General features: G+C 41.8%; 18 protein-coding genes. 12 read left to right on the forward strand and 6 right to left on the reverse strand.

Translation table 11 applies throughout. From position 1 onward, the window contains the following. Positions 1-77 precede the first annotated feature (77 nt). From ACM0OX_RS09685 to ACM0OX_RS09710, 6 genes are all read left to right on the forward strand, one after another. Positions 78-974 (forward strand): macrolide 2'-phosphotransferase, encoded by an 897-nt coding sequence (locus ACM0OX_RS09685; RefSeq protein ID WP_414514692.1) that lies wholly within the window; start codon positions 78-80, stop codon positions 972-974. A gap of 7 nt (positions 975-981) precedes the next feature. Further along, the gene (locus ACM0OX_RS09690) at positions 982-1,344 is read left to right on the forward strand and encodes a transposase (RefSeq protein WP_414514693.1); all 363 of its coding nucleotides are present in this window, start codon (positions 982-984) and stop codon (positions 1,342-1,344) included. A 72-nt stretch (positions 1,345-1,416) separates the two neighbouring features. Then, complete coding sequence (locus tag ACM0OX_RS09695) at positions 1,417-1,608, forward strand: hypothetical protein (RefSeq protein ID WP_414514694.1); 192 nt, start codon at positions 1,417-1,419, stop codon at positions 1,606-1,608. After that, positions 1,605-2,111: a response regulator gene (locus ACM0OX_RS09700; RefSeq protein WP_414514695.1), complete on the forward strand. Its 507-nt coding sequence runs from the start codon at positions 1,605-1,607 to the stop codon at positions 2,109-2,111. The genes ACM0OX_RS09695 and ACM0OX_RS09700 overlap by 4 nt, the downstream gene beginning before the upstream one ends. A 57-nt stretch (positions 2,112-2,168) precedes the next feature. Further along, positions 2,169-3,431, forward strand: coding sequence for a response regulator (locus ACM0OX_RS09705; RefSeq protein ID WP_414514696.1), 1,263 nt, complete (start codon positions 2,169-2,171; stop codon positions 3,429-3,431). Between the two features lie 42 nt (positions 3,432-3,473). Further along, positions 3,474-4,583 carry a sensor histidine kinase gene (locus ACM0OX_RS09710; protein WP_414514754.1) on the forward strand — a complete coding sequence of 370 codons (1,110 nt, stop codon included), beginning with the start codon at positions 3,474-3,476 and terminating at the stop codon, positions 4,581-4,583. A 135-nt stretch (positions 4,584-4,718) separates the two neighbouring features. Here the strand turns inward: ACM0OX_RS09710 and ACM0OX_RS09715 are convergent, their stop codons facing one another. Then, positions 4,719-4,970: a hypothetical protein gene (locus tag ACM0OX_RS09715; RefSeq protein WP_414514697.1), complete on the reverse strand. Its 252-nt coding sequence runs from the start codon at positions 4,968-4,970 to the stop codon at positions 4,719-4,721. A 60-nt stretch (positions 4,971-5,030) separates the two neighbouring features. On the opposite strand from ACM0OX_RS09715, the gene ACM0OX_RS09720 reads away from it, so the two are divergent. Next, positions 5,031-5,390, forward strand: coding sequence for a hypothetical protein (locus ACM0OX_RS09720; protein ID WP_414514698.1), 360 nt, complete (start codon positions 5,031-5,033; stop codon positions 5,388-5,390). 134 nt (positions 5,391-5,524) lie between these two features. Here ACM0OX_RS09720 and ACM0OX_RS09725 read toward each other — a convergent pair whose 3' ends face one another. Then, the gene (locus ACM0OX_RS09725; RefSeq protein WP_414514699.1) at positions 5,525-6,154 is read right to left on the reverse strand and encodes a Uma2 family endonuclease; all 630 of its coding nucleotides are present in this window, start codon (positions 6,152-6,154) and stop codon (positions 5,525-5,527) included. Between the two features lie 325 nt (positions 6,155-6,479). Here ACM0OX_RS09725 and ACM0OX_RS09730 point away from each other — a divergent pair, with 325 nt between their 5' ends. Then, positions 6,480-6,758 carry a hypothetical protein gene (locus ACM0OX_RS09730; RefSeq protein ID WP_414514700.1) on the forward strand — a complete coding sequence of 93 codons (279 nt, stop codon included), beginning with the start codon at positions 6,480-6,482 and terminating at the stop codon, positions 6,756-6,758. Next, a complete protein-coding gene (locus ACM0OX_RS09735; protein ID WP_414514701.1) occupies positions 6,746-7,183 on the forward strand; it encodes a hypothetical protein in 438 nt (145 codons plus the stop codon). Before ACM0OX_RS09730 ends, ACM0OX_RS09735 begins: the two co-directional genes overlap by 13 nt. Before the next feature lie 202 nt (positions 7,184-7,385). On the opposite strand, the gene ACM0OX_RS09740 is transcribed toward ACM0OX_RS09735, so the two are convergent. The 4 genes from ACM0OX_RS09740 to ACM0OX_RS09755 all read right to left on the reverse strand — a co-directional run bounded on the left by ACM0OX_RS09740 (position 7,386) and on the right by ACM0OX_RS09755 (position 15,013). Further along, positions 7,386-7,973, reverse strand: coding sequence for a PEP-CTERM sorting domain-containing protein (locus ACM0OX_RS09740; RefSeq protein WP_414514702.1), 588 nt, complete (start codon positions 7,971-7,973; stop codon positions 7,386-7,388). Between the two features lie 182 nt (positions 7,974-8,155). Next, positions 8,156-12,367 carry a DEAD/DEAH box helicase gene (locus tag ACM0OX_RS09745; protein ID WP_414514703.1) on the reverse strand — a complete coding sequence of 1,404 codons (4,212 nt, stop codon included), beginning with the start codon at positions 12,365-12,367 and terminating at the stop codon, positions 8,156-8,158. Between the two features lie 128 nt (positions 12,368-12,495). After that, a complete protein-coding gene (locus tag ACM0OX_RS09750) occupies positions 12,496-14,262 on the reverse strand; it encodes an SWIM zinc finger family protein (protein ID WP_414514704.1) in 1,767 nt (588 codons plus the stop codon). A 556-nt stretch (positions 14,263-14,818) separates the two neighbouring features. Continuing rightward, positions 14,819-15,013: a hypothetical protein gene (locus ACM0OX_RS09755; protein WP_414514755.1), complete on the reverse strand. Its 195-nt coding sequence runs from the start codon at positions 15,011-15,013 to the stop codon at positions 14,819-14,821. A gap of 411 nt (positions 15,014-15,424) precedes the next feature. Here ACM0OX_RS09755 and ACM0OX_RS09760 point away from each other — a divergent pair, with 411 nt between their 5' ends. The 3 genes from ACM0OX_RS09760 (at position 15,425) to ACM0OX_RS09770 (ending at position 20,903) form a co-directional block, all read left to right on the forward strand. Next, the gene (locus ACM0OX_RS09760) at positions 15,425-15,871 is read left to right on the forward strand and encodes a hypothetical protein (RefSeq protein ID WP_414514705.1); all 447 of its coding nucleotides are present in this window, start codon (positions 15,425-15,427) and stop codon (positions 15,869-15,871) included. Positions 15,872-16,016: 145 nt separating this feature from the next. After that, positions 16,017-20,312, forward strand: a complete 4,296-nt coding sequence (locus ACM0OX_RS09765; protein WP_414514706.1) for a strawberry notch-like NTP hydrolase domain-containing protein — start codon at positions 16,017-16,019, stop codon at positions 20,310-20,312. Between the two features lie 222 nt (positions 20,313-20,534). Beyond that, positions 20,535-20,903, forward strand: coding sequence for a VOC family protein (locus ACM0OX_RS09770; protein WP_292746052.1), 369 nt, complete (start codon positions 20,535-20,537; stop codon positions 20,901-20,903). Positions 20,904-21,038 lie beyond the last annotated feature (135 nt).

A 21,038-nucleotide genomic window follows, 5' to 3' on the forward strand; every position in this document is an offset into this window, starting at 1 on the left:
TTCAATATCCCTTATTTCTATTTTTCCTCTGCCTAGAGTGACAAAAGAGGGTTAAAAAGACAAAATCAAAGCAGGAAGTGCTTGAACTAGCCCACAAGCATAATTTGACTATCCAAGAAGACTCACTGCAATTTAATGAATCGGGTCTTGATTTTCAAGTTGTGTTAGCAAGGAACACTGATGGAGAACGCTGGATTTTGCGTCTTCCTCGGCGGGAGGATGTTCTACCATCGGTGGATAAGGAAAAACGCACGCTGGAATTGATTGCCCCTCTTCTCAATGTGGAAGTGCCACAATGGACTATTTGCACAGATGAACTCATTGCTTACCGGGCATTAAACGGTGTGCCAACAGGCACAATTGACTCAGAAGCAAAAGTTTATGTGTGGGAAATTGATCCAGCAAATCCACCTGATCAGTTTCATAAATCGCTAGCTAAGGGGATTGCCTCTCTTCATCAAGTTAGCATTGAGGAAGCACGCGCAATTGGTCTTCCCATTGAAACCGCTGAAGAAGCACGTGCGGCGATGAAACAGAAGATGGATGCAGTGAAGAATGAGTTTGGTGTTGGTGAAGAGTTGTGGAACCGTTGGCAATCTTGGCTCCAAAAGGATGAGGTTTGGGCAAAAGAAACAGTGTTAACTCATGGTGATTTACACGCTGGGCATATTTTGATTGATGCCCAAGTACAAGTAACTGGCTTCATTGACTGGACTGAGGCAGCCGTCACTGACCCAGCCCGTGATTTTGTCGCCCATTACCGCACTTTTGGTGAAGACGCTCTGAATAAGCTGATATCAGCATACGCCTCATCAGGTGGACGTATTTGGTCGAAGATGGCAGAACAAGTGATTGAACTGGCTGCTTCTTATCCAATAGCCATCGCGGAATTTGCGCTGAAGTCAGACTTGGATGAATATAAACAGATGGCTAGACAATCACTTGGTGTAAGTACTAACAAGATTTTTAGGTAATCGCCGTTTGGCACTTAAGACATTAGGGCAATCAATGAATGGAGAAGACTTCAAGAAATTTGTGGTACAAGAGCTATTACCGAAATTGTGGAAAGGGGCAGTAGTGGTAATGGATAATCTCAAAGCACATAAAATGAAGGGGATTATTGAAATGATCGAGTCCGTGGGCGCAAGGGTAGTTTATTTATCACCGTATTCACCTGAATTTAACCCCATAGAACATCTCTGGTGGCAACTCAAAGCATTTATCAGGAAGTTTTCACCGAAAAATATTTTGGCAGTCGTACAACTGTTGTCACTAGGAGTCCTCTTATGCTCCAGCCAGCAACTCCAAAACTATTTTTCTCACTGCTGCTACTGTACCAGTTAGTCGCGCAAAGTGCTGTATCGTCATAATCCTTACCTAATAAGGCTTTTAAGCTTAACCCGGTTTTCTGAGCCGATGATACTCATACCCCGAGTAATGCAACAAGGAGCTATTACAGGCTATCAAGGCAAAAAACGCAGCATTTTAGTAGTAGATGACAAGTGGGAAAACCGTTCGGTAATCCTTAATTTATTAGAACCAATTGGATTTGAGTTAATAGAAGCTAGTAATGGACAAGAGGGGATTGATCGGGCTGTTACATCTTGATCGTTACTGATTTAGTTATGCCTGTAATGGATGGCTTTGAGCTGATTCGGTACATCAAGCAATCTGCTCAGTTAAAAAACGTAGCAATAATTGCTTCTTCTGCAAGTGTGTTTGACAGCGATCAAAATCGTAGTTTAGATGTTGGGGCGGATGCTTTCTTATCTAAACCTGTTGTCGCTGAAACTTTGCTGGAATTACTACGATTAAAATTAAATTTGGTATGGATTTATGCACCAGAATCGGAAGTTTATTCAAAGTGCAATCAAACTCATATTCAGTCAGATTCTCAGAATCTCTCTTTACCTTCAATTGAGATTTTGACTAACTTGTATGAGTTAGCAAAAGATGGCAATATTGATGGAATATTGCATGAAGCCAATAACTTAAAGAGTAATCATCCTGTTTATTTTGATTTTGCTCAACAAGTAATCCAACTTGCCGAAAATTTCCAAATCAGGAAATTGCGAGAGGCATTAAATCAATTGATAGTCCAGTCCAAATAACTGTAAATAATCCTTAATAAGATTTTTGGTCTTGTTAATTCATTTTATAAAAAACATTTGATAACCATGAAAAACCCTGATTTTGTGTTAATTGTTGATGATAATCCAACTAATTTGTCAGTATTATCACAAGCGCTAAAAAGTGCAGGTTTTGCGGTTAGAGTTGCCGAAGATGGAGAAAGTGCGATCGAAATGGTGCAGCATAAACCACCTGCTCTAATTTTGTTAGATGTGCAAATGCCGGGAATAGATGGGTTTGAGACTTGCCAAAAACTTAAAGCTGATCCATTAACGCAAAACATCCCAATTATTTTTATGACAGCCTTGGCTGATACTGGAAATATGGTGAAAGGGTTCTCGTTAGGAGCAGTTGATTACATTCCCAAACCCTTTGAACAAGCGGAAGTGATTGCCAGAGTGCGAATACATTTGCAACTGAAGCAATTGACCGATAATCTTGAACAAATGGTTACAGAGCGAACGACAGCGTTACAAAAGGCACAAATACAACTGGTGCAACAAGAAAAGCTTTCAATGCTTGGTCAATTGGTAGCAGGTGTAGCACATGAAATGAATAATCCCATCAGCTGCATTGTTAGCAATATTCATCCTGCTCAAGAGTATATTGCTGATCTCACTCATGTCCTGCAATTATGTCATGAAAATTATTCCCAACTACCGCCTGTCATTCAGAATGCGATCGCTCAAACAGATTTAGACTTTCTTTTAGAAGATTTGCCCAAGCTCCTCAATTCCATGCAGGTTAGCACAGAACGAATTAAAGAAATATCCGTGTCGCTGCGAAACTTTGCCCGGATTGACACATCTGTAAAGGTTAAGTTTGATGTTCATGAGGGACTTGACGATACATTATTAATTCTACGACATCGTTTTAAAGGGTTGGGACAGCGACCTGAAATTAAAGTCGTCAGAAAATACGCTTCCTTACCAAAGGTCGAGTGCTATCCAGGACAACTCAATCAAGTGTTCATGAATCTAATAGCTAATGCTGTAGATGCTTTAGAAGATGTTTGGCAGCAGGGCAAGCGAGTGAATGATTCCCTAGCAATCAACATCTTTACAGAGATGTCCACCCCTGGATATATAACGATTCGGATTGCCGATAATGGCATTGGCATGACAGAGGAGGTGAGACAACAAATTTTTAATTATCTATTCACAACCAAAACAGTTGGTAAAGGTACTGGACTGGGGTTGGCGATCGCTTATCAAATTGTAGTAGAAAAGCATGGTGGAGCAATGGAGGTTAATTCCATACTCAATCAAGGAACTGAATTTGCAATTATGTTGCCTTTGTAAGACTTACATAGATGGCGTCTTAGAAACGGATGGTGGACCCCACTGGGAATTACCTCAATGCTTGATGCCAGGATTTGGTCTAAAGGGCAGGTAATTGGTGTAGTTTGTTGTGAACATCTGGCAACTCAGCGTCAGTGGACACTAGAAGAAGAAAGTTTTATTGGTTCAATTACTGACTTCGTGCGACTGGTAATTGAATCAGACAATCGCAAAATTGCCGAAGAAGCACTGCGACAATCAGAAATGCAGCTTAAACAACAAACTCAACAACTAGAGTTAGCGCTCTTTGAATTACAACGCACTCAAACCCAAATGCTCCAAAGTGAAAAAATGTCTTCTTTGGGACAACTAGTAGCAGGTGTTGCTCACGAAATCAATAATCCAGTTAACTTCATCTATGGCAATATTGCACCTGCTCATGATTACATTCAAGACTTACTGAATTTGATTAACTTATATCAAGAATACTATCCTTATCCTGTTCCTGTTATTCAATCACAGATTGCAGCTATCGACCTAGATTTTTTGATTGCAGATTTACTGAAGCTTCTATCTTCCATGAAAATAGGAGCAGAGCGTATTCGGCAAATCGTCCTTTCTCTACGAAATTTTTCTCGTCTAGATGAAGCTGAATATAAAGCAGTTGATATTCATGAAGGAATCGATAGTACATTATTAATTTTAGAAAATCGCCTCAAAAGAAAACCTAATTGTCTAGGAATTGAAATTGTTAAGGAATATGGAAATTTACCTCTAATTGAGTGTTATGCAGGTCAACTCAATCAAGTGTTCATGAATATTTTAACTAATGCTATTGATGCCTTAGAAGAACGAGATGAGCAACACACTCAACAGCAAATCCGACAATTTCCTAGCGTGATTCAGATTCGCACAGAAATAATTAATCACAATCAGATTGCGATTAAAATTTCCGACAATGGTCTGGGTATACCGGAAAAAATAAAACAACGTATTTTTGACCCCTTCTTTACTACAAAACCAATTGGTAAAGGTACAGGAATGGGTATGTCAATTAGTTATCAAATTGTGACTAAAAATCATTATGGAACCCTTGAATGCATTTCATCTCCATATCAGGGTACAACATTTGTGATTATCATCCCTTTAAAACAGCAGCAGTTTGCTAATTAATCAAGACCTTCATTGCTATTAATAATCATAAAAAGTCGTAATTATTCAGGGGAGTGGCAGAAATTATGCCATCCCTAATCCCCTGAACCTAAATAATTGGTGTATGTAGTCCGGTGGTCAAGGAAAGTCGTGTTTCTAGTCTACATAATCTGTTGGTATTTCTGCTTCAACAGTCTTATCTGAACCTATTGGGCGACTACCATCTATCTCTAAAGTATCCTGAACTTGGAAATTACTCTTAGCAATTGGACGTTCACCATCTATGTCAAGGATGTCCTCAACCTCTAAATCACTAGGGTCAATTGGCCGCTTTCCGTCTACATTTAGCATGTCATATTCTTGAAAAGCGCTCTTAGTAATTGGGCGTTGATCATCTATATTAGACATCTCCAAAATAGTATCATTCTGTGATAAAAGAACATTAGAGAAGTTTTTTGACACATAAACATGAGTGATATACTGAAGCACATTGAAGAAAATCCTAAAGAAACACGGAGGTTAATTGGCCTGGAGTATGAACAGTTACAACAATTAATCAAAAATGCCGAACAATTAAATTATGAAAAACAAGCTTTACAAGAATCAAAAAAAATTAGAATTATTGCTGGCGGTGGAGGTCGAAAACCAAAACTATCTGTTACAGAACAAATAATTTTAACCTTGGTGTATCTCAGACAAATAAGGGTTGCCGTTGGCAAAGTCTCTCGAATAGAAGCCATCGCACAGAAGTTACAGGCTAAGATTGACTTGAAACTGGACTATGTTTCTGGGCAAGTCAATGAAATCATAAACCAAATTTTTACCTAAGGAAAAATCAGGTTTTTCGATTCTTGTTAATTTGTCTAACCATCTTGATGCTTCGTTATCAGATTTGAACTGTTTTTCACTAATACCAAACTGTTAAAAATCTGGCATTGACAATCTTTTGGAGTTCAAAAAGTTCACATCACCGAGTCAAAAATTTGTTGTGCGGTTAGATTGAACTGACAAAAAGTAGGAGACACTATAAGGTTTGTTCCTCTAAAGGGTGTCATTTGATATTCACCATCAATAAGTTCACAGACAAAAATAGTCGGAACTTTGGGACTACCAATAAATACACGTCCACCCAACGCTGCATAATCCACAATCCAATATTCAGGTATACCCATAGCTTCATAGTCACGAAGCTTATCGTAATAATCATCCTGCCAGTTGGTTGACACTACTTCAACTATTAGTTTGACCGAACTAGCATTATGGATAACTGATTCCTTCTTCCAGCGTGTTTCGGTATCAATAGTTTCTTGATTTAAAACAATAATATCCGGTTCGTACCCTGATTTCTCTCGGAATGGTTTAATAATGGATTCTTTCGGTATAGTCCAGATACCGCGTTTACCCATCTCTCTAATTGTGATCAGTAATTCTTCAATCAAAAAACCACCTAAATCAGAATGCTCCCCTTTAGGCTTTGGCATCTCCACAATCACCCCATCATGTAATTCATAACGTACTTCTGAGTTTTCTGGATACCATTCAATAAATTCATCGAAAGTCAGTAGCTTTAGTTCCGATTGTGTTTGACTCATAAAAGTTACTGGATTTATTTTTACTGTTCATCTATCTTTTTTATTATGCTAACGAAGCGATGATGCTCCCTTTGAAGGCTAAGTCCTCGTGTAAACCCTGTAACCCACAGCGTACACCCAATCTCAGCCCCAGCGATCGCCGTTTCTACGTCAATTGAAACAAGTTTATTTAATTTTGAGAGATTACCAACAGCTAGTCTCCACAATCGGCTCGGCTATTGGGATAGCTGATAGTGAACCAATATGGAACGCATACCTGCGGCAGTGGCTCCTTTGGGTTAACAACTGGAGTTTGGACTAAAGAGCTAGAGAAAAGCAGTCAGTAATGACACTGACTGCCGTAAAGTCAATGGATATTGTTAATAAATCATTGACAGCTATGATGCTGACACAATTAGAAAAATTCCGCCAAGCTCTGTATGATTGCCTGGGCAAGGCCAAAGACGCAGTATTTGAATTGATGGATGCAGTATTGACAAGTCCAAGTACCCCATCATTTGTCAGCTTGTCTCAAAGCCCGGTATTTCGACGCCAATGGTCGAGTATTTATGCAGCGCTGCATGATAGTCGTCCACCTAGAAAGAAACGACAATGCCTCCATTAGAGGATCTCTGGCAAAAATACCTCCGTCGCTTTGCTCTAGAGCATTGGTATCAATTTGCCAAACAGAGGTTATATTGGACACGTCCTCAACTTGGTTCTACGCAGGCAGCAGAGCGATGGAGTGACCTGATGCCATTGTTAACTTGGCAATTATGGCTAGCTAGACTTGCCTGTATTGATTCCCCCTTGCCCTGGCAATCGACTCAGGATAAACTGTCTCCAGGACGTGTAGCACAAGCCTTTCCTCTAATTTTAGCCACTATTGGCACTCCTGCTCAACCCCCTAAAACTCGCGGTAAATCACCTGGGCGTGCCCAAGGGCATCAGCCACCTTTGCGTAAGCGTTATCCTACTGTCAAAAAACACGCATCTAAAAAACCTAAAGCCGAAGAATCACTTAACAAAGCTGACTCAACTGCTGCTTAGTTTCGGCTGATTTTCTCATGCTTCAACTTGACTCAGTTTCTTCAGGAACTTGGGTAACTTTGTCTTGCTGTTCTCTTAATTGCTGGTTGAATTCAAATTAGTCCAAACTCCAGTAACAATGGATAGCAGCTGTACGTCTGTGGTGTGCGATTGCCTGGTGGGGGTGTAGATCGATAAAGCTTTGGTAAAGAGCCGAGTTAATTCATGCTTTAGATTTAGTCTCCCCAGCTTTTTTAGAGGCAGCAATTGCACCAACTCCAAACAATAGACCTAATAGGGAAGTAGGTTCTGGTATTGATGTAGATGAAGAACTCAGGGTAATATTGGCAGCAGAATCTTGATAGATGTATGTTCCTGCCCGTCCCACTTCACCCGTTAAGGTAATTTCAGAGCTTGAAGTTTTTTCTAAGGTATATCTAGGAGCATCAAAAGCAATGCCAAAATCAACCACTAAATTCCAATTCGACCTAGAATCAAGCTCAAAATCAACATCTGGGGTTAAGTTACCGCCATTAGTAGATTCTGAATTCAAATTCAGGTCTAGATTGTTGACGGATAGCTCCCAATCGCTCAAAGTCCCGGACTCTGAGTAAACCACGAATCCCGAATATTCGCTCTCTTCTGGCAAAGAGTTCGTAAGGAATGGGCTAGTAGCATCGACTAAGGTAAAATTACCTGAAAATTCTTGTCTAGTTAGAATCGCTCCCAGGACGGGAGTAGCATGAAATACGCTTGCAACTACCAAACCAATCATGGCGACGCTAACTTTGGGGAGTCGAACTTGATTCATGGATTGGGTATGCTACTTAAATTTGTTGAAGGTATGCTATCACATCCTTGTCTCGTAGAGAGGAAAAGGTGTCCTTTTCTCAAGCCCCTAAATTTATTTATGGGGTTCAAAATTATGAATTCAAAATTCATAATTTTGAATTCCCCGTTCGTGCAGCGTCTCGCAGAGAAGGGGTTGACAGCTTAACCTTCGCTAATCAACTGTAACAAGGCTTCCGTTGATATCTTGCCACTAATATCAGCACCTTCCAAAAGGCTATCCGCCAAATCTCGCTTGTGGTGGTGCAATTGCACAATCTTTTCTTCAATAGTATCCTTTGCTACTAGACGATAAATGGTAACAGGGCGTTGTTGCCCAATGCGATGGGCGCGGTCTGAGGCTTGGTCTTCCACTGCGGGATTCCACCAAGGATCTGTATGAATCACGTAATCAGCCGCAGTCAGATTCAGTCCTGTACCCCCTGCCTTGAGACTAATCAGAAATACATCTCCTGAACCAGCTTGGAAAGCATCCACCCGTTTTTTGCGCTCTGCCACTGAAGTGCTGCCATCTAGATATTGATAATTAATACCTTGGTGTTCGAGATAATCTCTAATAATGTGCAAATGGTCAACAAACTGACTAAACACCAACGCCTTATGACGATTTTCCAGCAGTTCACCCAGCACCTCGCCAAAAAGTTGCAACTTAGAACTGGGTAATTCAGTATCAGGCATAACGAGGCTGGGATTACAGCAAGCGCGACGCAGTTTCATAATCTCAGCCAAAACCTGCAAATGTTTCTTTCCTGCTTCTGCATCACTTTCAGTAAGTTTAGAGATCGCCTGGCGGCGCAACGCTTCATAGAACGCCTTTTCCTCTCGACTCAATTCCACATGCAACAGAATTTCGGTACGAGATGGCAACTCTTCTAATACTTGATTTTTCGTCCGCCGCAACAGAAATGGTTGAATCAGTTTTTTGAGTTTATTACGTGCAAGTTTATCCTGATATTTTTCAATAGGAGTAGCAAAGCGTTGATTGAAGCTTTCAAATGAACCCAATAACCCAGGATTAATAAAACGGAACAAATTCCATAACTCACCCAGGTGATTTTCAATCGGAGTCCCAGTAGTCAGCAACTTAAAATTAGATTTTAGGTTCATGGCTGCCTGAGAACGTTTAGTGGTCATATTTTTAATCGCCTGGGCTTCATCCAGGACAATTGTTTGCCACTGTACTTGAGAAAGCATTTGCGCTACTTCTTCTTGCTGTAATAAACCATAACTGCATACCAACATATCTAAAGGTTGTAACCCATCCAATAATTTTTGGCGGTTAGCACCAGAAAATTGAATAATATTCAGAGTTGGGGCAAACTTCTGTGCTTCACTCACCCAATTCATACACACAGAAGTGGGGGCAATAATTAGGGTTGGCCCCTCATGGGCATTTCTCAGAATGACCGCCAATGCTTGCAAGGTCTTACCGAGTCCCATTTGGTCTGCTAAACAACCACCCACACCCCAATGTGCTAGTCGCGCTAGCCAACAAAAACCCTCCATTTGGTAGTCACGTAGTTCTGCAAGAAGTGTAGATGGCAGTTCTGGTTGGAGGTTCTGCACCTCCTTAAGTCGCTCTCTATGTGCCTTCCAATGTTTATCTGCTTTTACCTTACCTACCTCATCGACAAAATCTTCTAACCCTAACGTCACCAAGGGATGAAAACGAATACATGAACTATGCTTTTCCGAAAACATCCGCAATTCGTCGAGGCGTTTGCGAAAAGCTTGAGTTAAAGCCAAAAATTGACCATCACCAAGGGGGATAAAACGGCTGGGCGTTTTCTCTAATAATTCTAGTAGTTGCTGCATATCCAGCACTAGGCCGTTATCCAATTTCAACTCCCCAGTTGCTGCAAACCAGTCTTGCTGACGTTGAATTGATAAATTAAAGTCTTTCAAGTCGGCATTGTGGCTAACACGCAGTTTTTCTCCTTGTGGCCATTCTATAACTACATTACTTCCCAGTGCTTGCAGTTCTAGCAGCAATTCTAAACAGTCTTCTGGGTCAACTATAACCCATTCACCATCTTGTTCTTCAGTTCGCGTCAAGGTGGGACAGGCTTTTATGGCAGCTTTGGCAAGCTGTTTCTCTTGGGGTAGATTTCGTCTGGTTTGCAGACGTTTCCCGTCAATCTCGGCAATTACTGTTTCACCACCTGTACCAGGACGATAGTAGGGGCCTCCTTGGGCAAAGGGGCGCGACAAAAGGCTGATTTTCAAGCCGGTATTGGCAGGTAAAAGGTGAATATGGGGTAGAGTCTGGGCGGGTACTTCTTCTGCTCCTTCGAGTCCGCCACCAATGTCAGAATGTACGGTAACAATCCCAGAGACAGCATTTATGGCTGCTAAAACTTGTTTCTCGGCGAAGGCAGGCACATTTAATTTATTATCTATACCAATAATCTCTGCAATGCGTCTATGTTCGGCAGTAATTTCAATGACTTTGATGCGGGTTGGAGTTTCTTTGATATGCAGAATATTTTGTGATTCTGGTAATTTGGGAGAAAATTCCAAGGTGAGACGGCCAAGTTTTTCTTTTTTAACCAGTAGTTCCGGTTCTCCCTTGACAATTTCTACACGAATAGTCGGTGTATCTTCCCAAAAAACCAACGGGTGTCCAATTAAAGCAGAGATGGCTTTTTCACCGAAGGTATAATCAACTTTGCCGTAATAGCCTTCACTATATACCTCAATACAACTACATACCCGCATATCTTGGGATGTGATGTAATCAAACTCAGATAATGCACTATTCAGACGCTTGAGGGCTATGGGGCGACCTTTACTCCATTCTCCTTTGGCATTAACTTTTTGTTCCTTTGGTTGTAAGACACATCTGCTGGGATAGAAGGTTATGAACCATGCTAAACGCAGTTCAGATTCTGGTTTTCCTGGTGTTTGTGGTTCTTTTTGAAGATTTGCTAAGGCATTGAGGCACATTTCCCAAGCTTCTTGGGGTCGAATTAAGTCTACGATGGTTTGAATATTGCTATCTTCTCGCAGTGCCTCTGCAAGTTTATTATAGTTACTGCTAGGTTTGAGCCTGGATAGGAGTTCTGCGGTTTCCATTGCTAACCAGTGATAACCGGAGGCGAGCGATCGCCGATACAATGGTTCTAATAAATTAGGTAAGCGTTTTTTAGCACTCTCAGCATCCATCCAGTAAAGGCATAGCGAACAAAACAATGTTTGTAAGCTATTTTCTTCTTCTACGGAAGAAATATGACCGCTGACTACAAATTGTTTTTGAGTAATATCACCTTGGTGGACTTGCAGTACCATTTTCAGTCTGCCATAAGTGAACCTGAGCCAATGATCTGATTGACGGGACATCAAACTGCTATACTCTTTTGCTTCCCGGAGGCTTTGCGCTGAACCATCTTTTAAAAGTGCGAGGATAAAAAATAAGCCCCCAATTGTATTGAAATATATTTGGCGTTTGCCTGTAGCCTTTTTGATGGCTTTCAGGGCATCTTTATAATATTTGATGGCTTGTTCATTATCACCTCGCAGAAAACTTAACCAACCCCAAAAAATCGCAGCGTTATTTTGATATTCATTTGATATTCGCTCTAGACTTTCTTGTGCTTCTTGGGTACAACCCTGTAACAACAGTTGTTCTGTCAAAATCAGATGTAGATAATCTGAGCAATGTTTTCCAGGTGTAGAGCATTCTTCTTCTAGCAGCATCAACGCATCTTCCGAAGCGGATAATTTTAAGGCTGAGTTAAAGAGGATACTGGATATACCACTTTCATATAATCCTTGTGGTAGGGTGTTAAACCAATCTGCATCAAATGGATTATTGTATATCTGCTCAAATATATTTTCTATTATTATTTTTTCTTCGCTATCACTGTACTTTTGATAAGCTTCAATTTGCTGATTAATAAAACTAAGGTCTTGACGATAAATACCAATGCGGATTTCTCTGATACACTGGCGTAAGTTGTAGAATATCCGAGAATCTCTGTTCCAGTGAGTACGTATTGGTAGCTTCTCCTCTACTGCGGTGACGAGGATTTCAAACTGTCCGGTTTGTACAGCATGGCGAGTAGCTATTTCTGTGAGTAAAGGATGACATTCAGCACCTTGCCTGCTTTCCTGTATTAACAAGCCTGCTTTTAATAATTTATCAATTTGGAAACTGAGGGTTTTAGTAACCCAAGGTTTATTGTTTTCATCTAAAGCGTCAATTTTACTAAGACAACTTACGAATGAATTTTTGTCTATCGGTGCATAAATTACCGAAAATAACTGGATAATTTTTTGTATGGAAGGATGTAATTTGAAGTATTTATCCGCAAGTTGTATTTGTAATTTTGTGGTATCAGTTGCTAAATTAATCATACTATTGGTCTGTTAAGTGAAGTTTGAAGGGTAAAGGAACGAACCACAGAGGCGCAGAGGGCACAGAGTCAGAGAAAAAAGAGATGTTTAAGAGGTGTCTCACCCGTCAAAGTTAGCTTGACAGACTACTATTTATTCAGTTCTTTAAATAATTCCATTAATTTCCGTTTACGCCCATGAGCCGCTTCTAATCTGGAGCGATAAGCAGACCATTCAGTTTTTTGCCCAAGTTGGAGATACGCAGCTTTTGCTTTTTTGAGCCAATTAACCGCAGCGTCATAACGGTCAGCTTTTCCTTGTTCCATTATTGGTTCTGCCCGTCTGCGAGCGTTATCAATTACCCAATCTGGACGATGGGAAACTGCTGCATCCATGACTCGATGAACCAATTCTGAAGCATAATAAATATCTCTTTCTACTGTTCTAATTGCATCATCAATTAATCCTTCATGGAGGAAAATATCGACTTGAGCTTCTTTTATTCCCCAATCTGGCTGATCTCGTAGTGTTTGCAGTAAATCTTGTTTGACCGTCAACCAAGTTTCTCCTGCATAGTCTTGAATCTTACCATAGTCTCGAAACGATGGTCTGATTTTAAAAGCAATGATGCTGGCAGTTAAGGCAGTGGCATTATCTTCTAATCCTTGGGCTAAATCACTTGTCCAAGTAGCAAATTCATATAAACAGTTACCTGTTAAATTTATACCTGCTTGGCATATTTCTAACGCTTCAACTAAATACCCATCTTCTCGCAATATTTTTGCCAGGGCAAAACCCTCTTCTGCTCTTTCCATCAGGATTTTAGCCGCAGACATGGCCTCTTCTACTCTTCCTAAAGCTGCTAATTGCGTTAGGTATTGCAGAGTCATTTCTTCTACTAAAGCTAGATTTAAATACTCTGTATAACGATTTTGACGTTCAAGAATTTGCAAGCGAATCAATGCTAAATCATCAGCAAAGCTTGGTCGTTCATTTTCCCAAAGTTCTGCGGTATCATCTCCTTGCATAATTTGTTGCAGTGGTTCATAATCCCAACCTTGACGCAATGCTTCTAAACTCATACTAAAGTCTGCACTGATTTCGTCTTGCCATGATTCCAACATCAACTGCAAATCTACTATTTCTCCTGTAGACATTTCTGCACACAAAATTGCTTCTGTCCACGCGCTATCAAGAGGTTCGGCGATGGAATAACTGTCTCCACCGTAATCTAGTAACTCGTCCCATTCTTGGGCATAAGTTTCGGTAATAGTTTCGAGAATTGCGATCGCATTATTGCCATCTCCATTTTCTGCTAACTCTCGCGCTTTCTCAATTACAGCCAGTAAATCATCTGTAAATGGGTCTTCTTCTGAACCATACTCTAATTCTTTCAATCCATCCCGCAAAATCCGCTTGACATGAGAGCGAAAAGGTGACGTCTCAATTTTGCTTTGACGGGTAGAAGGCTGTTTTGTTTGCGGTTTTGGCAAATCTATCAAACTGACAAACTCATCAATATCATCAATTATTTCTGGTCTATTTTCCACCAGTTCTTGCAGTAATCGCTGAGTTTGAAGAAGATCGAGGCGATTTAATAACTGTTCTAGCGTTGGACGTTCTTCAATCCTATCTGATTGACGCGAACAGCTTAATAAGGTGGCAACAATATGTTTGCACCAACCATCATAATCATAAGAACAGGTACAACTTGCTGAGGTAATTCCACCTGCATCAAAACGAATACTGACTTGATATGGTGTAATTTCGCCGCCTTCTACCTCTGCTTGAATCAGATTACCGCGTTTTTTGAGATCGGCGATCGCACCCCTGCGGTAATATTCTTCACCACGACTGTAGGATGAAGCGTTGGAGTTATGACGTATTATTGCTTCAGAAATTTCTGGAATCGACATAGCACCCAAGTCTTTTATTTTTAGCTTACGCTTAAACTGCCTTTATTTCTCCTTGGGCCTGTATCCCACTTAAATCCAATCCTAGTGAATGAAATTGATTCAAGTCGGAAAAGCCTTGTCTAGCAAAAGATACAAGTTTTAGGTAAAGAAGGCAATTATTAGCCCACACACCTGAAGACGAGCAGTTTCCAACGGGAGCTTTCGCCTACGCACGTGCATTTGTAGTTCGTTGGTCGGCAAAAACTTAATTATAATTCCCGTAAACCACAGTCGCCGAAATCTTCAAGTACCCTGCATCACGGCTATAACCCAATGTTTTGCCAATGAAACTAAGAACCTGACAGGGGCTGAGGTCTTTGCACAGTTTGCAACTCCTGAATGACTCCTAAACAGTAGAGTTACTTTTTACCAGTTTGAGTTAGGTTAGGGCAATGAGCGCACTGCTTCACTCACTTTCGTGCGATGGCGTAACTGCTTTTTCCGTTGGCGTTCGTCGTTCACGAGTGCGTCTCTGAAGGAGAAGAGAAGGTATCGCTCTTAACCTTGAGGCAAAAAATCACCCAGCTATATCCTTCCCACTCTTGTAGTTCATTGCTCTGGGTTTTCTCTCCTTGAGAGGGACTACTTTCGATTTCTTGGGTGCTTGTGGCGGACGGCATTGCTCACAGTAGAGTCGTCGAACTCCAAAGGTTTCTCGTTGTGTGGGTTGTTCGCACTGCTTACATACAAAGTTGAAGACGCGGGTGTGGATCTCGCGTTTGTGCGCTCTAAGTCGGTAGTTGGGCTAGGCATACTTTCAATTAATTGTGACGACTACTTTTATTTTTCGTTTGAATAGAATCTTTTATTTCCAGAATTAGCTAACCAATCAAATCTTAATCATAGACTTCACCCAATGTTTATTTTTGGGAAATAAGTTTATAACTATAATACTTGAAATCTTCAAATAGGTAAATACTAAAAGCTGCTCTATTTTATCAATAAGCTTTAAAATAACGAAGAAATATAGCTGAGTCAAATTAGAGAGAAGCTACGCTAAATTTAGAGTGAAGTCCTCTCTTTAAGAGAGGATGTGTTCAAATACGCTTCACATTTGAACAAAGGTTAAGAACGCTTTGCGTAGACCAGTTGAAAATTACAAATACTTAGTTGAAGAATAATCATGGATATGCAATCTCTACTTACCCTGGCAATAGTAGCCATCTTTTGGGCATTTGTTACTCTCGTTATATTCCAGTTCATTAATGGACTATTTGTATCGGCTGCTTACGCTAGTAATGTGGTTCCAGTTAGCAATCTAAATATAGCCGCTTCTACAATTCCATCAGTATCAGAAATAATCACACCACAAGCTCGGACTTTTGAAAAGTTGCCAGATCCTTGGACACTAGAGGATGAAGCTGTTCATCATACCAGTAACGAAGCAGTTATTCTCTCATTCCCTACATTGAGATTACTGCCTCCAGTTAAAGAAATTTCACCACAACCAAAACGTACTACTCGTTCAAGCAAAGCTAACAATGCTGCCAACAAGTCACCGAAAACTAAAAAGGCTGATGTAAAGTCTTCAGGCAAGCGCAAGCCAGATAGACCGTGTAAAACTGCTTAATTCGCTTTTTAATTCTCGTTCGATCACCGAAGAATAAATATCTGAAGGTTTAAAAGTTTAAATGAGGCTAGTAATAGCCTCATTTATTAATAAGAGAAAGGCTTCGCCATAGCAAGGGTGAAAAAATAATATTGTGAGTGATGCAATGGTACAGCAACTTTTCACCCAAGGTTCTTTATTCGATTTGCAAGCAGTAATCGATTATGGGCAGTCAGTTATTAATGTTGCCCAAGAGCTTGCAAAAGTTTTAACAGATAATCGCCCTCTCTCTACAAAAACTGTTTCTTCCCAGATGAATCGCTACTTTCTAGGCACTGCTGCGTCCGGTGCGTGGCAGTGGAAAGATGCTTATGAGGCAGTGGAAGTGGCGCAAATATTATATCTGCGTCAAAAAGGTTACAAGCTTTTATTAGAGCCGCCGCTAACAGTATTATTGGAATTGGAGAAGTTAGTAGCCCTCTGCCCGACGCATACTCGCCGTAGTGAAGAGTCAGTAAACCTTCAGCAATTCTCCACGCCTCTGCCGCTTGCTTATCTGGTAGCCAAAGCAGGATTTATACAAGCTACTGATTTGATTCTGGAGCCAAGTGCCGGAACTGGTTTATTAGCACAAATGGCTAAACTGCACAGTGCAAGTCTGATGCTAAACGAGCTTGCACCCGATAGAAGTAAGATTCTGCGGCGATTATTCCCTGGCACACCATTATTCTCTGTAAACGCGGAACAAATTAACGACTATCTGGTTGGCAAGACTCAGCCCTCAGTTGTGCTGATGAATCCACCTTTCTCTGCATCTCCCAAAATCAACAGTCGCAACCCCGACGCAACTAAGAGCCACATCAACTCGGCATTGCAAAGACTGGCTGACGGTGGACGGCTGGTAACAATTACTGCTAACTGGTTTTCTCCGGCTAACCCAAGCTGGCGAGAGACTTTTGTTAGGTGGCACTCGGAAGCACGAGTTTTAATGTCGGTCGGGGTTAACGGCAAGGTTTACTCAAAACATGGTACGCAAATTGACACCAGAATCACAGTAATTGACAAGGTTCCGGCTGACTCCAGCGAAATTCCTTGCATTACCGAAACTTTAAATCTGCCTGAAATACTGGCACTGATTCAGCAATTGCCTGGGCGTTCGTCTTTGACGTTGCCGCAGGCATCGCAATGGAATGCTGCAACTATTAAAGCTGCTGTCGTTGCAGCGAAGGTTGTTAAACTGCCAACGAAGCGTACAGCGATCGCTTTACCAGAACCCTCCGCAGAAATTCCAGATGCGGTTATTCTGGAATACGAAGTCGTTGAATGGTCTGCTACAGAAGGACTTAAAGATACTTTATATGAAACCTATCGCCCACAGCGAATCCGAATCAAGGACGCTTTACCTCATCCCTCGCTTCTTTGTGAAAGTGCAGCCCTAGCGCTTGTCTCGCCACCACCACCCACTTACAAACCGCATCTCCCGCGAAACATTGTCTCACAAGGATTGTTATCTGAAGCACAACTTGAAAGCGTTATTTACGCAGGTCAGGCGCACGGTGAATTTCTTTCTGGGTCTTATATTGTCGATGATTCATGGGATAATGTGACTGTAGCAGCAACTAGCTCAGAAAACGCTGTTAGATTTCGTCGTGGCTGGTTCTTGGGCGATGGTACTGGTGCTGGTAAGGGTAGACAATGTGCAGGAATCATTCTCGACAACTGGTGTCAGAAACGAAGAAAAGCCATTTGGGTATCAAAGAGTTCTGCCTTAGTTGAAGATGCCCGTAGAGACTGGTGTGCGCTCGGAGGTAGTGAAAAAGATATCATTGACCTCAGTAATATCAAACTTGGCGACCCCATCCCTTTCACCCAAGGGATTTTGTTCTGCACGTACTCTACTCTACGTTCTCAAAAGAATGGTAAAAGTCGGCTCAAGCAAATCGTTGAGTGGGCAGGCAAGGACTTTGAGGGAGCGATCGCCTATGACGAGTGCCACAGTATGGGTAACGCAATGGCGCAAGAGGGTAAACTGGGCATGGTTGCAGCATCCCAGCAAGGCATTGTTGGGCTGCGGTTGCAAAATGCTTTACCGCAGGCACGGGTTGTCTATGTCTCCGCGACTGGAGCGACGAAGGTTTCCAACCTATCTTACACAAATCGTCTAGGGCTTTGGCAGACTGGAGATTTCCCGTTTACCTCCCGTGAGGATTTTGTGGAATCCATTGAGGTCGGTGGTATCGCCGCGATGGAGATTGTGGCTAGAGATTTGAAAGCACTCGGTCTGTATTTGGCGCGGAGTCTTTCATTCGAGGGAGTTGAGTACCAGACTCTCGAAATTGAGTTAACACCGACGCAGGAACGGAGTTATAACAGCTATTCTGATGCTTTTCAAGTTATTCACCATAATTTAGATAAAGCCCTGGAAGCTTGTAATATCTCTGGTGACAAGACTTACAACCGTGCTGCGAAGATGAGCGCAGTGTCTCAGTTCGAGTCGCATAAGCAAAGATTCTTCAATCATCTGTTGACTGGCATGAAATGCCCTACCCTGATCAAAGCGATTGAGCAGGATCTAGCCCAAGGTCTTGCAATTGTCATTCAAATAGTTTCGACTAATGAAGAACTTTTGAAACGACGACTTGATGAAGTTCCGGCTTCCGAATGGAAGGATCTCAATCTTGACTTGACCCCACGAGAATATGTGATGGACTACTTGATGAGTGCTTTCCCCATTCATCTGCATTCCATCCATTCTGGCGTTGATGGAGAAGAAAGATCCGAGCCAGTCTTTGATGCCGATGGTTCTCCAGTTATTTCCCAAGAAGCCGTAACTTTGAGAGATGCCTTAGTCGATAAGTTAGCAAGTCTTGATCCAATCCCTGGTGCATTAGAACAATTGCTGTGGCACTTCGGTAACAAGCAAGTGGCTGAAGTTACTGGTCGTAGCAAACGGGTGTTAAAAGATGAATCTGGACGTTTGTTTGTAGATTATAGAGGCAGTGGAGCGAATATTGCCGAAACTGCTGCGTTTATGCAGGGAGACAAACAAATCCTCATCTTCAGTGACGCTGGCGGGACAGGCAGAAGTTATCATGCCGATTTAAACGCTGCGAATCGTAAAAGGCGATCGCACTACCTGCTTGAAGCCGGATGGAGAGCAGACAACGCAATCCAAGGACTTGGGCGATCGCATCGCACAAACCAAGCATCAGCACCGGTGTTCAGACCTGTTACCACTAACGTCATAGGTGAACGCCGCTTTATCTCAACCATTGCCCGAAGGCTGGATAGCTTGGGCGCTCTTACTCGTGGTCAACGGCAGACCGGTGGCAATGGGATATTTCAAGCTAAGGATAATCTGGAGTCGAACTATGCAGAACACGCCCTGTATGAGTTATTCAGACAAATATACCAAGGTCGATTTTATGAAGTGCCTTTAGGAAAGTTCGAGCAAATGACTGGACTGTGCTTAACCTCTCACGAAGGCGGGATGAAAATCGACTTGCCCCCATTGCGGCAATTCCTCAATCGCCTGTTGGCTTTACGCATCGATATGCAGAACATCATTTTCGAGCGTTTTGAGTTGTTGCTAAGTCAGCAGATTGAGGCAGCGATCGCTAATGGGGTCTATGAGATGGGGGTGGAAACTTTACGGGCTGAACACTTTACTGTTGAGAGCCAGGAAGCTGTGTACACCCACCCTGCCACAGGTAGCGTCACCAATTACTTGAAAGTGGAGCGCACCCAAAGGAACCACATCAGAATGGCTCAAGAAATGGTTGAGTTCGCCACTCAATATCAAGGAAGGCTCATGATCAACTCCAAATCTGGTCATGTTGCTGTGTCAATTCCGACACATAGTATCTACGACGCTGATGGTGGTGTTGTACCAAGAGTTCTGTTGGTTCGACCACAGAAAGAAACTCGCGTACCAGTCCAAGACTTGGAATCTTCCACATGGGGGCAAGTTTCTATTGATGCGTTTACTGCTGCTTGGTCTACTGAAGTAAACGAATTACCCAAGTTCACAACCGATTACCTGCATTTGGTAACTGGTATTCTCCTACCCATCTGGAAAATCCTGCCACAGCAGAATAGTCGAGTCTTCCGACTACAAACCAGCGATGGGCAAAAGATTCTCGGTCGGGTGGTGAATGCTAATGATATTAAGTCTGTGGCTGAACAACTCGGTCTGAAGAACCAGTTGTTAAGCCCAGCAGAACTTGTTTCACTGGTGTTAAACGAAGGCTATTCCCAGCAGTTACCGGGTGGCGTTACTTTACGGCGTTCTTACATTGCCGCAGAACCTCGCATAGAACTGGTTAATGCTATTTCACTGGCAGAGCGGCTTTTAGCTGCTGGATGTTTCACCGAGATCATCAACTGGAAAAAGCGGGTATTCATTCCGGTTTCAGACAAAGCCCCAGCTATTCTAGCGGCTGTGATTGAAATCTTGGGATAATTCAAAAGCTGATGTATCTAATAAATACATCAGCTTATTTTTCGCTCAAACAATAGTGTGTTTTTATTGTACAAAATGAAGGTAATTATACGTAATAGCTCTGACGTGGAATACCTAGAATGTAGAAAAATGAAGAGTCACAATAGCAGTGACGAGCGTATGCTTTGGCAAGTAGGATAGATTTTGGGGTGCTTCACCAGATAAGGAGAAACTGAGCAGTATATGTTTAAGGGCGTTCAAGCTATATTTTTTTTCGTAGATGATGTTGTTGCAGCTGCTCAATGGTATGGCGAGCTTTTAAATATACCAATGAATTACTTTTATGTAGAAAATGAAATACAGGGAGCATTGATTGATGTTGGCAGCGTTGAAATGTTTTTCCATCTGGCAGATGAAAAAATGCGTCCGGGGAACGCAGGTCAAGTAGCGTATTGGCGTGTAGACAACTTTGAGCAAGCATTAGATTATGCCCAAAAGCATGGTGCAAGGCTTTATCGAGGCCCTTTGGTAATTGAGGGACAGCAAGCAATTTGTCAAATGTGGGACCCATTTGGAAATCTTTTTGGTATGCAGGGTAAAACCTGGGTCTAAGACCGGTGAGAGAACTTAACAAAAGGTCAAGTAAGAAAAATCGGTACCACAAACTTACTAGCTGATGCTAATACGGTGAGCAAAGCTCACGCCAAACTTTTTGGTCTACTGAAATTTGTACAACTATTTTTACAT

It is taken from the genome of Nostoc sp. PCC 9305 (genome assembly GCF_963920915.1).
GTDB lineage: Bacteria > Cyanobacteriota > Cyanobacteriia > Cyanobacteriales > Nostocaceae > Nostoc.

Coding starts and splice junctions, on each gene's coding strand:
- ACM0OX_RS09695 (WP_414514694.1), top strand. CDS start 1,417: ATGATACTCATACCCCGAGTAATGCAACAAGGAGCTATTACAGGCTAT.
- ACM0OX_RS09715 (WP_414514697.1), bottom strand. CDS start 4,970: ATGTCTAATATAGATGATCAACGCCCAATTACTAAGAGCGCTTTTCAA.
- ACM0OX_RS09720 (WP_414514698.1), top strand. CDS start 5,031: ATGAGTGATATACTGAAGCACATTGAAGAAAATCCTAAAGAAACACGG.
- ACM0OX_RS09725 (WP_414514699.1), bottom strand. CDS start 6,154: ATGAGTCAAACACAATCGGAACTAAAGCTACTGACTTTCGATGAATTT.
- ACM0OX_RS09730 (WP_414514700.1), top strand. CDS start 6,480: ATGACACTGACTGCCGTAAAGTCAATGGATATTGTTAATAAATCATTG.
- ACM0OX_RS09735 (WP_414514701.1), top strand. CDS start 6,746: ATGCCTCCATTAGAGGATCTCTGGCAAAAATACCTCCGTCGCTTTGCT.
- ACM0OX_RS09740 (WP_414514702.1), bottom strand. CDS start 7,973: ATGAATCAAGTTCGACTCCCCAAAGTTAGCGTCGCCATGATTGGTTTG.
- ACM0OX_RS09745 (WP_414514703.1), bottom strand. CDS start 12,367: ATGATTAATTTAGCAACTGATACCACAAAATTACAAATACAACTTGCG.
- ACM0OX_RS09750 (WP_414514704.1), bottom strand. CDS start 14,262: ATGTCGATTCCAGAAATTTCTGAAGCAATAATACGTCATAACTCCAAC.
- ACM0OX_RS09760 (WP_414514705.1), top strand. CDS start 15,425: ATGGATATGCAATCTCTACTTACCCTGGCAATAGTAGCCATCTTTTGG.
- ACM0OX_RS09765 (WP_414514706.1), top strand. CDS start 16,017: ATGGTACAGCAACTTTTCACCCAAGGTTCTTTATTCGATTTGCAAGCA.
- ACM0OX_RS09770 (WP_292746052.1), top strand. CDS start 20,535: ATGTTTAAGGGCGTTCAAGCTATATTTTTTTTCGTAGATGATGTTGTT.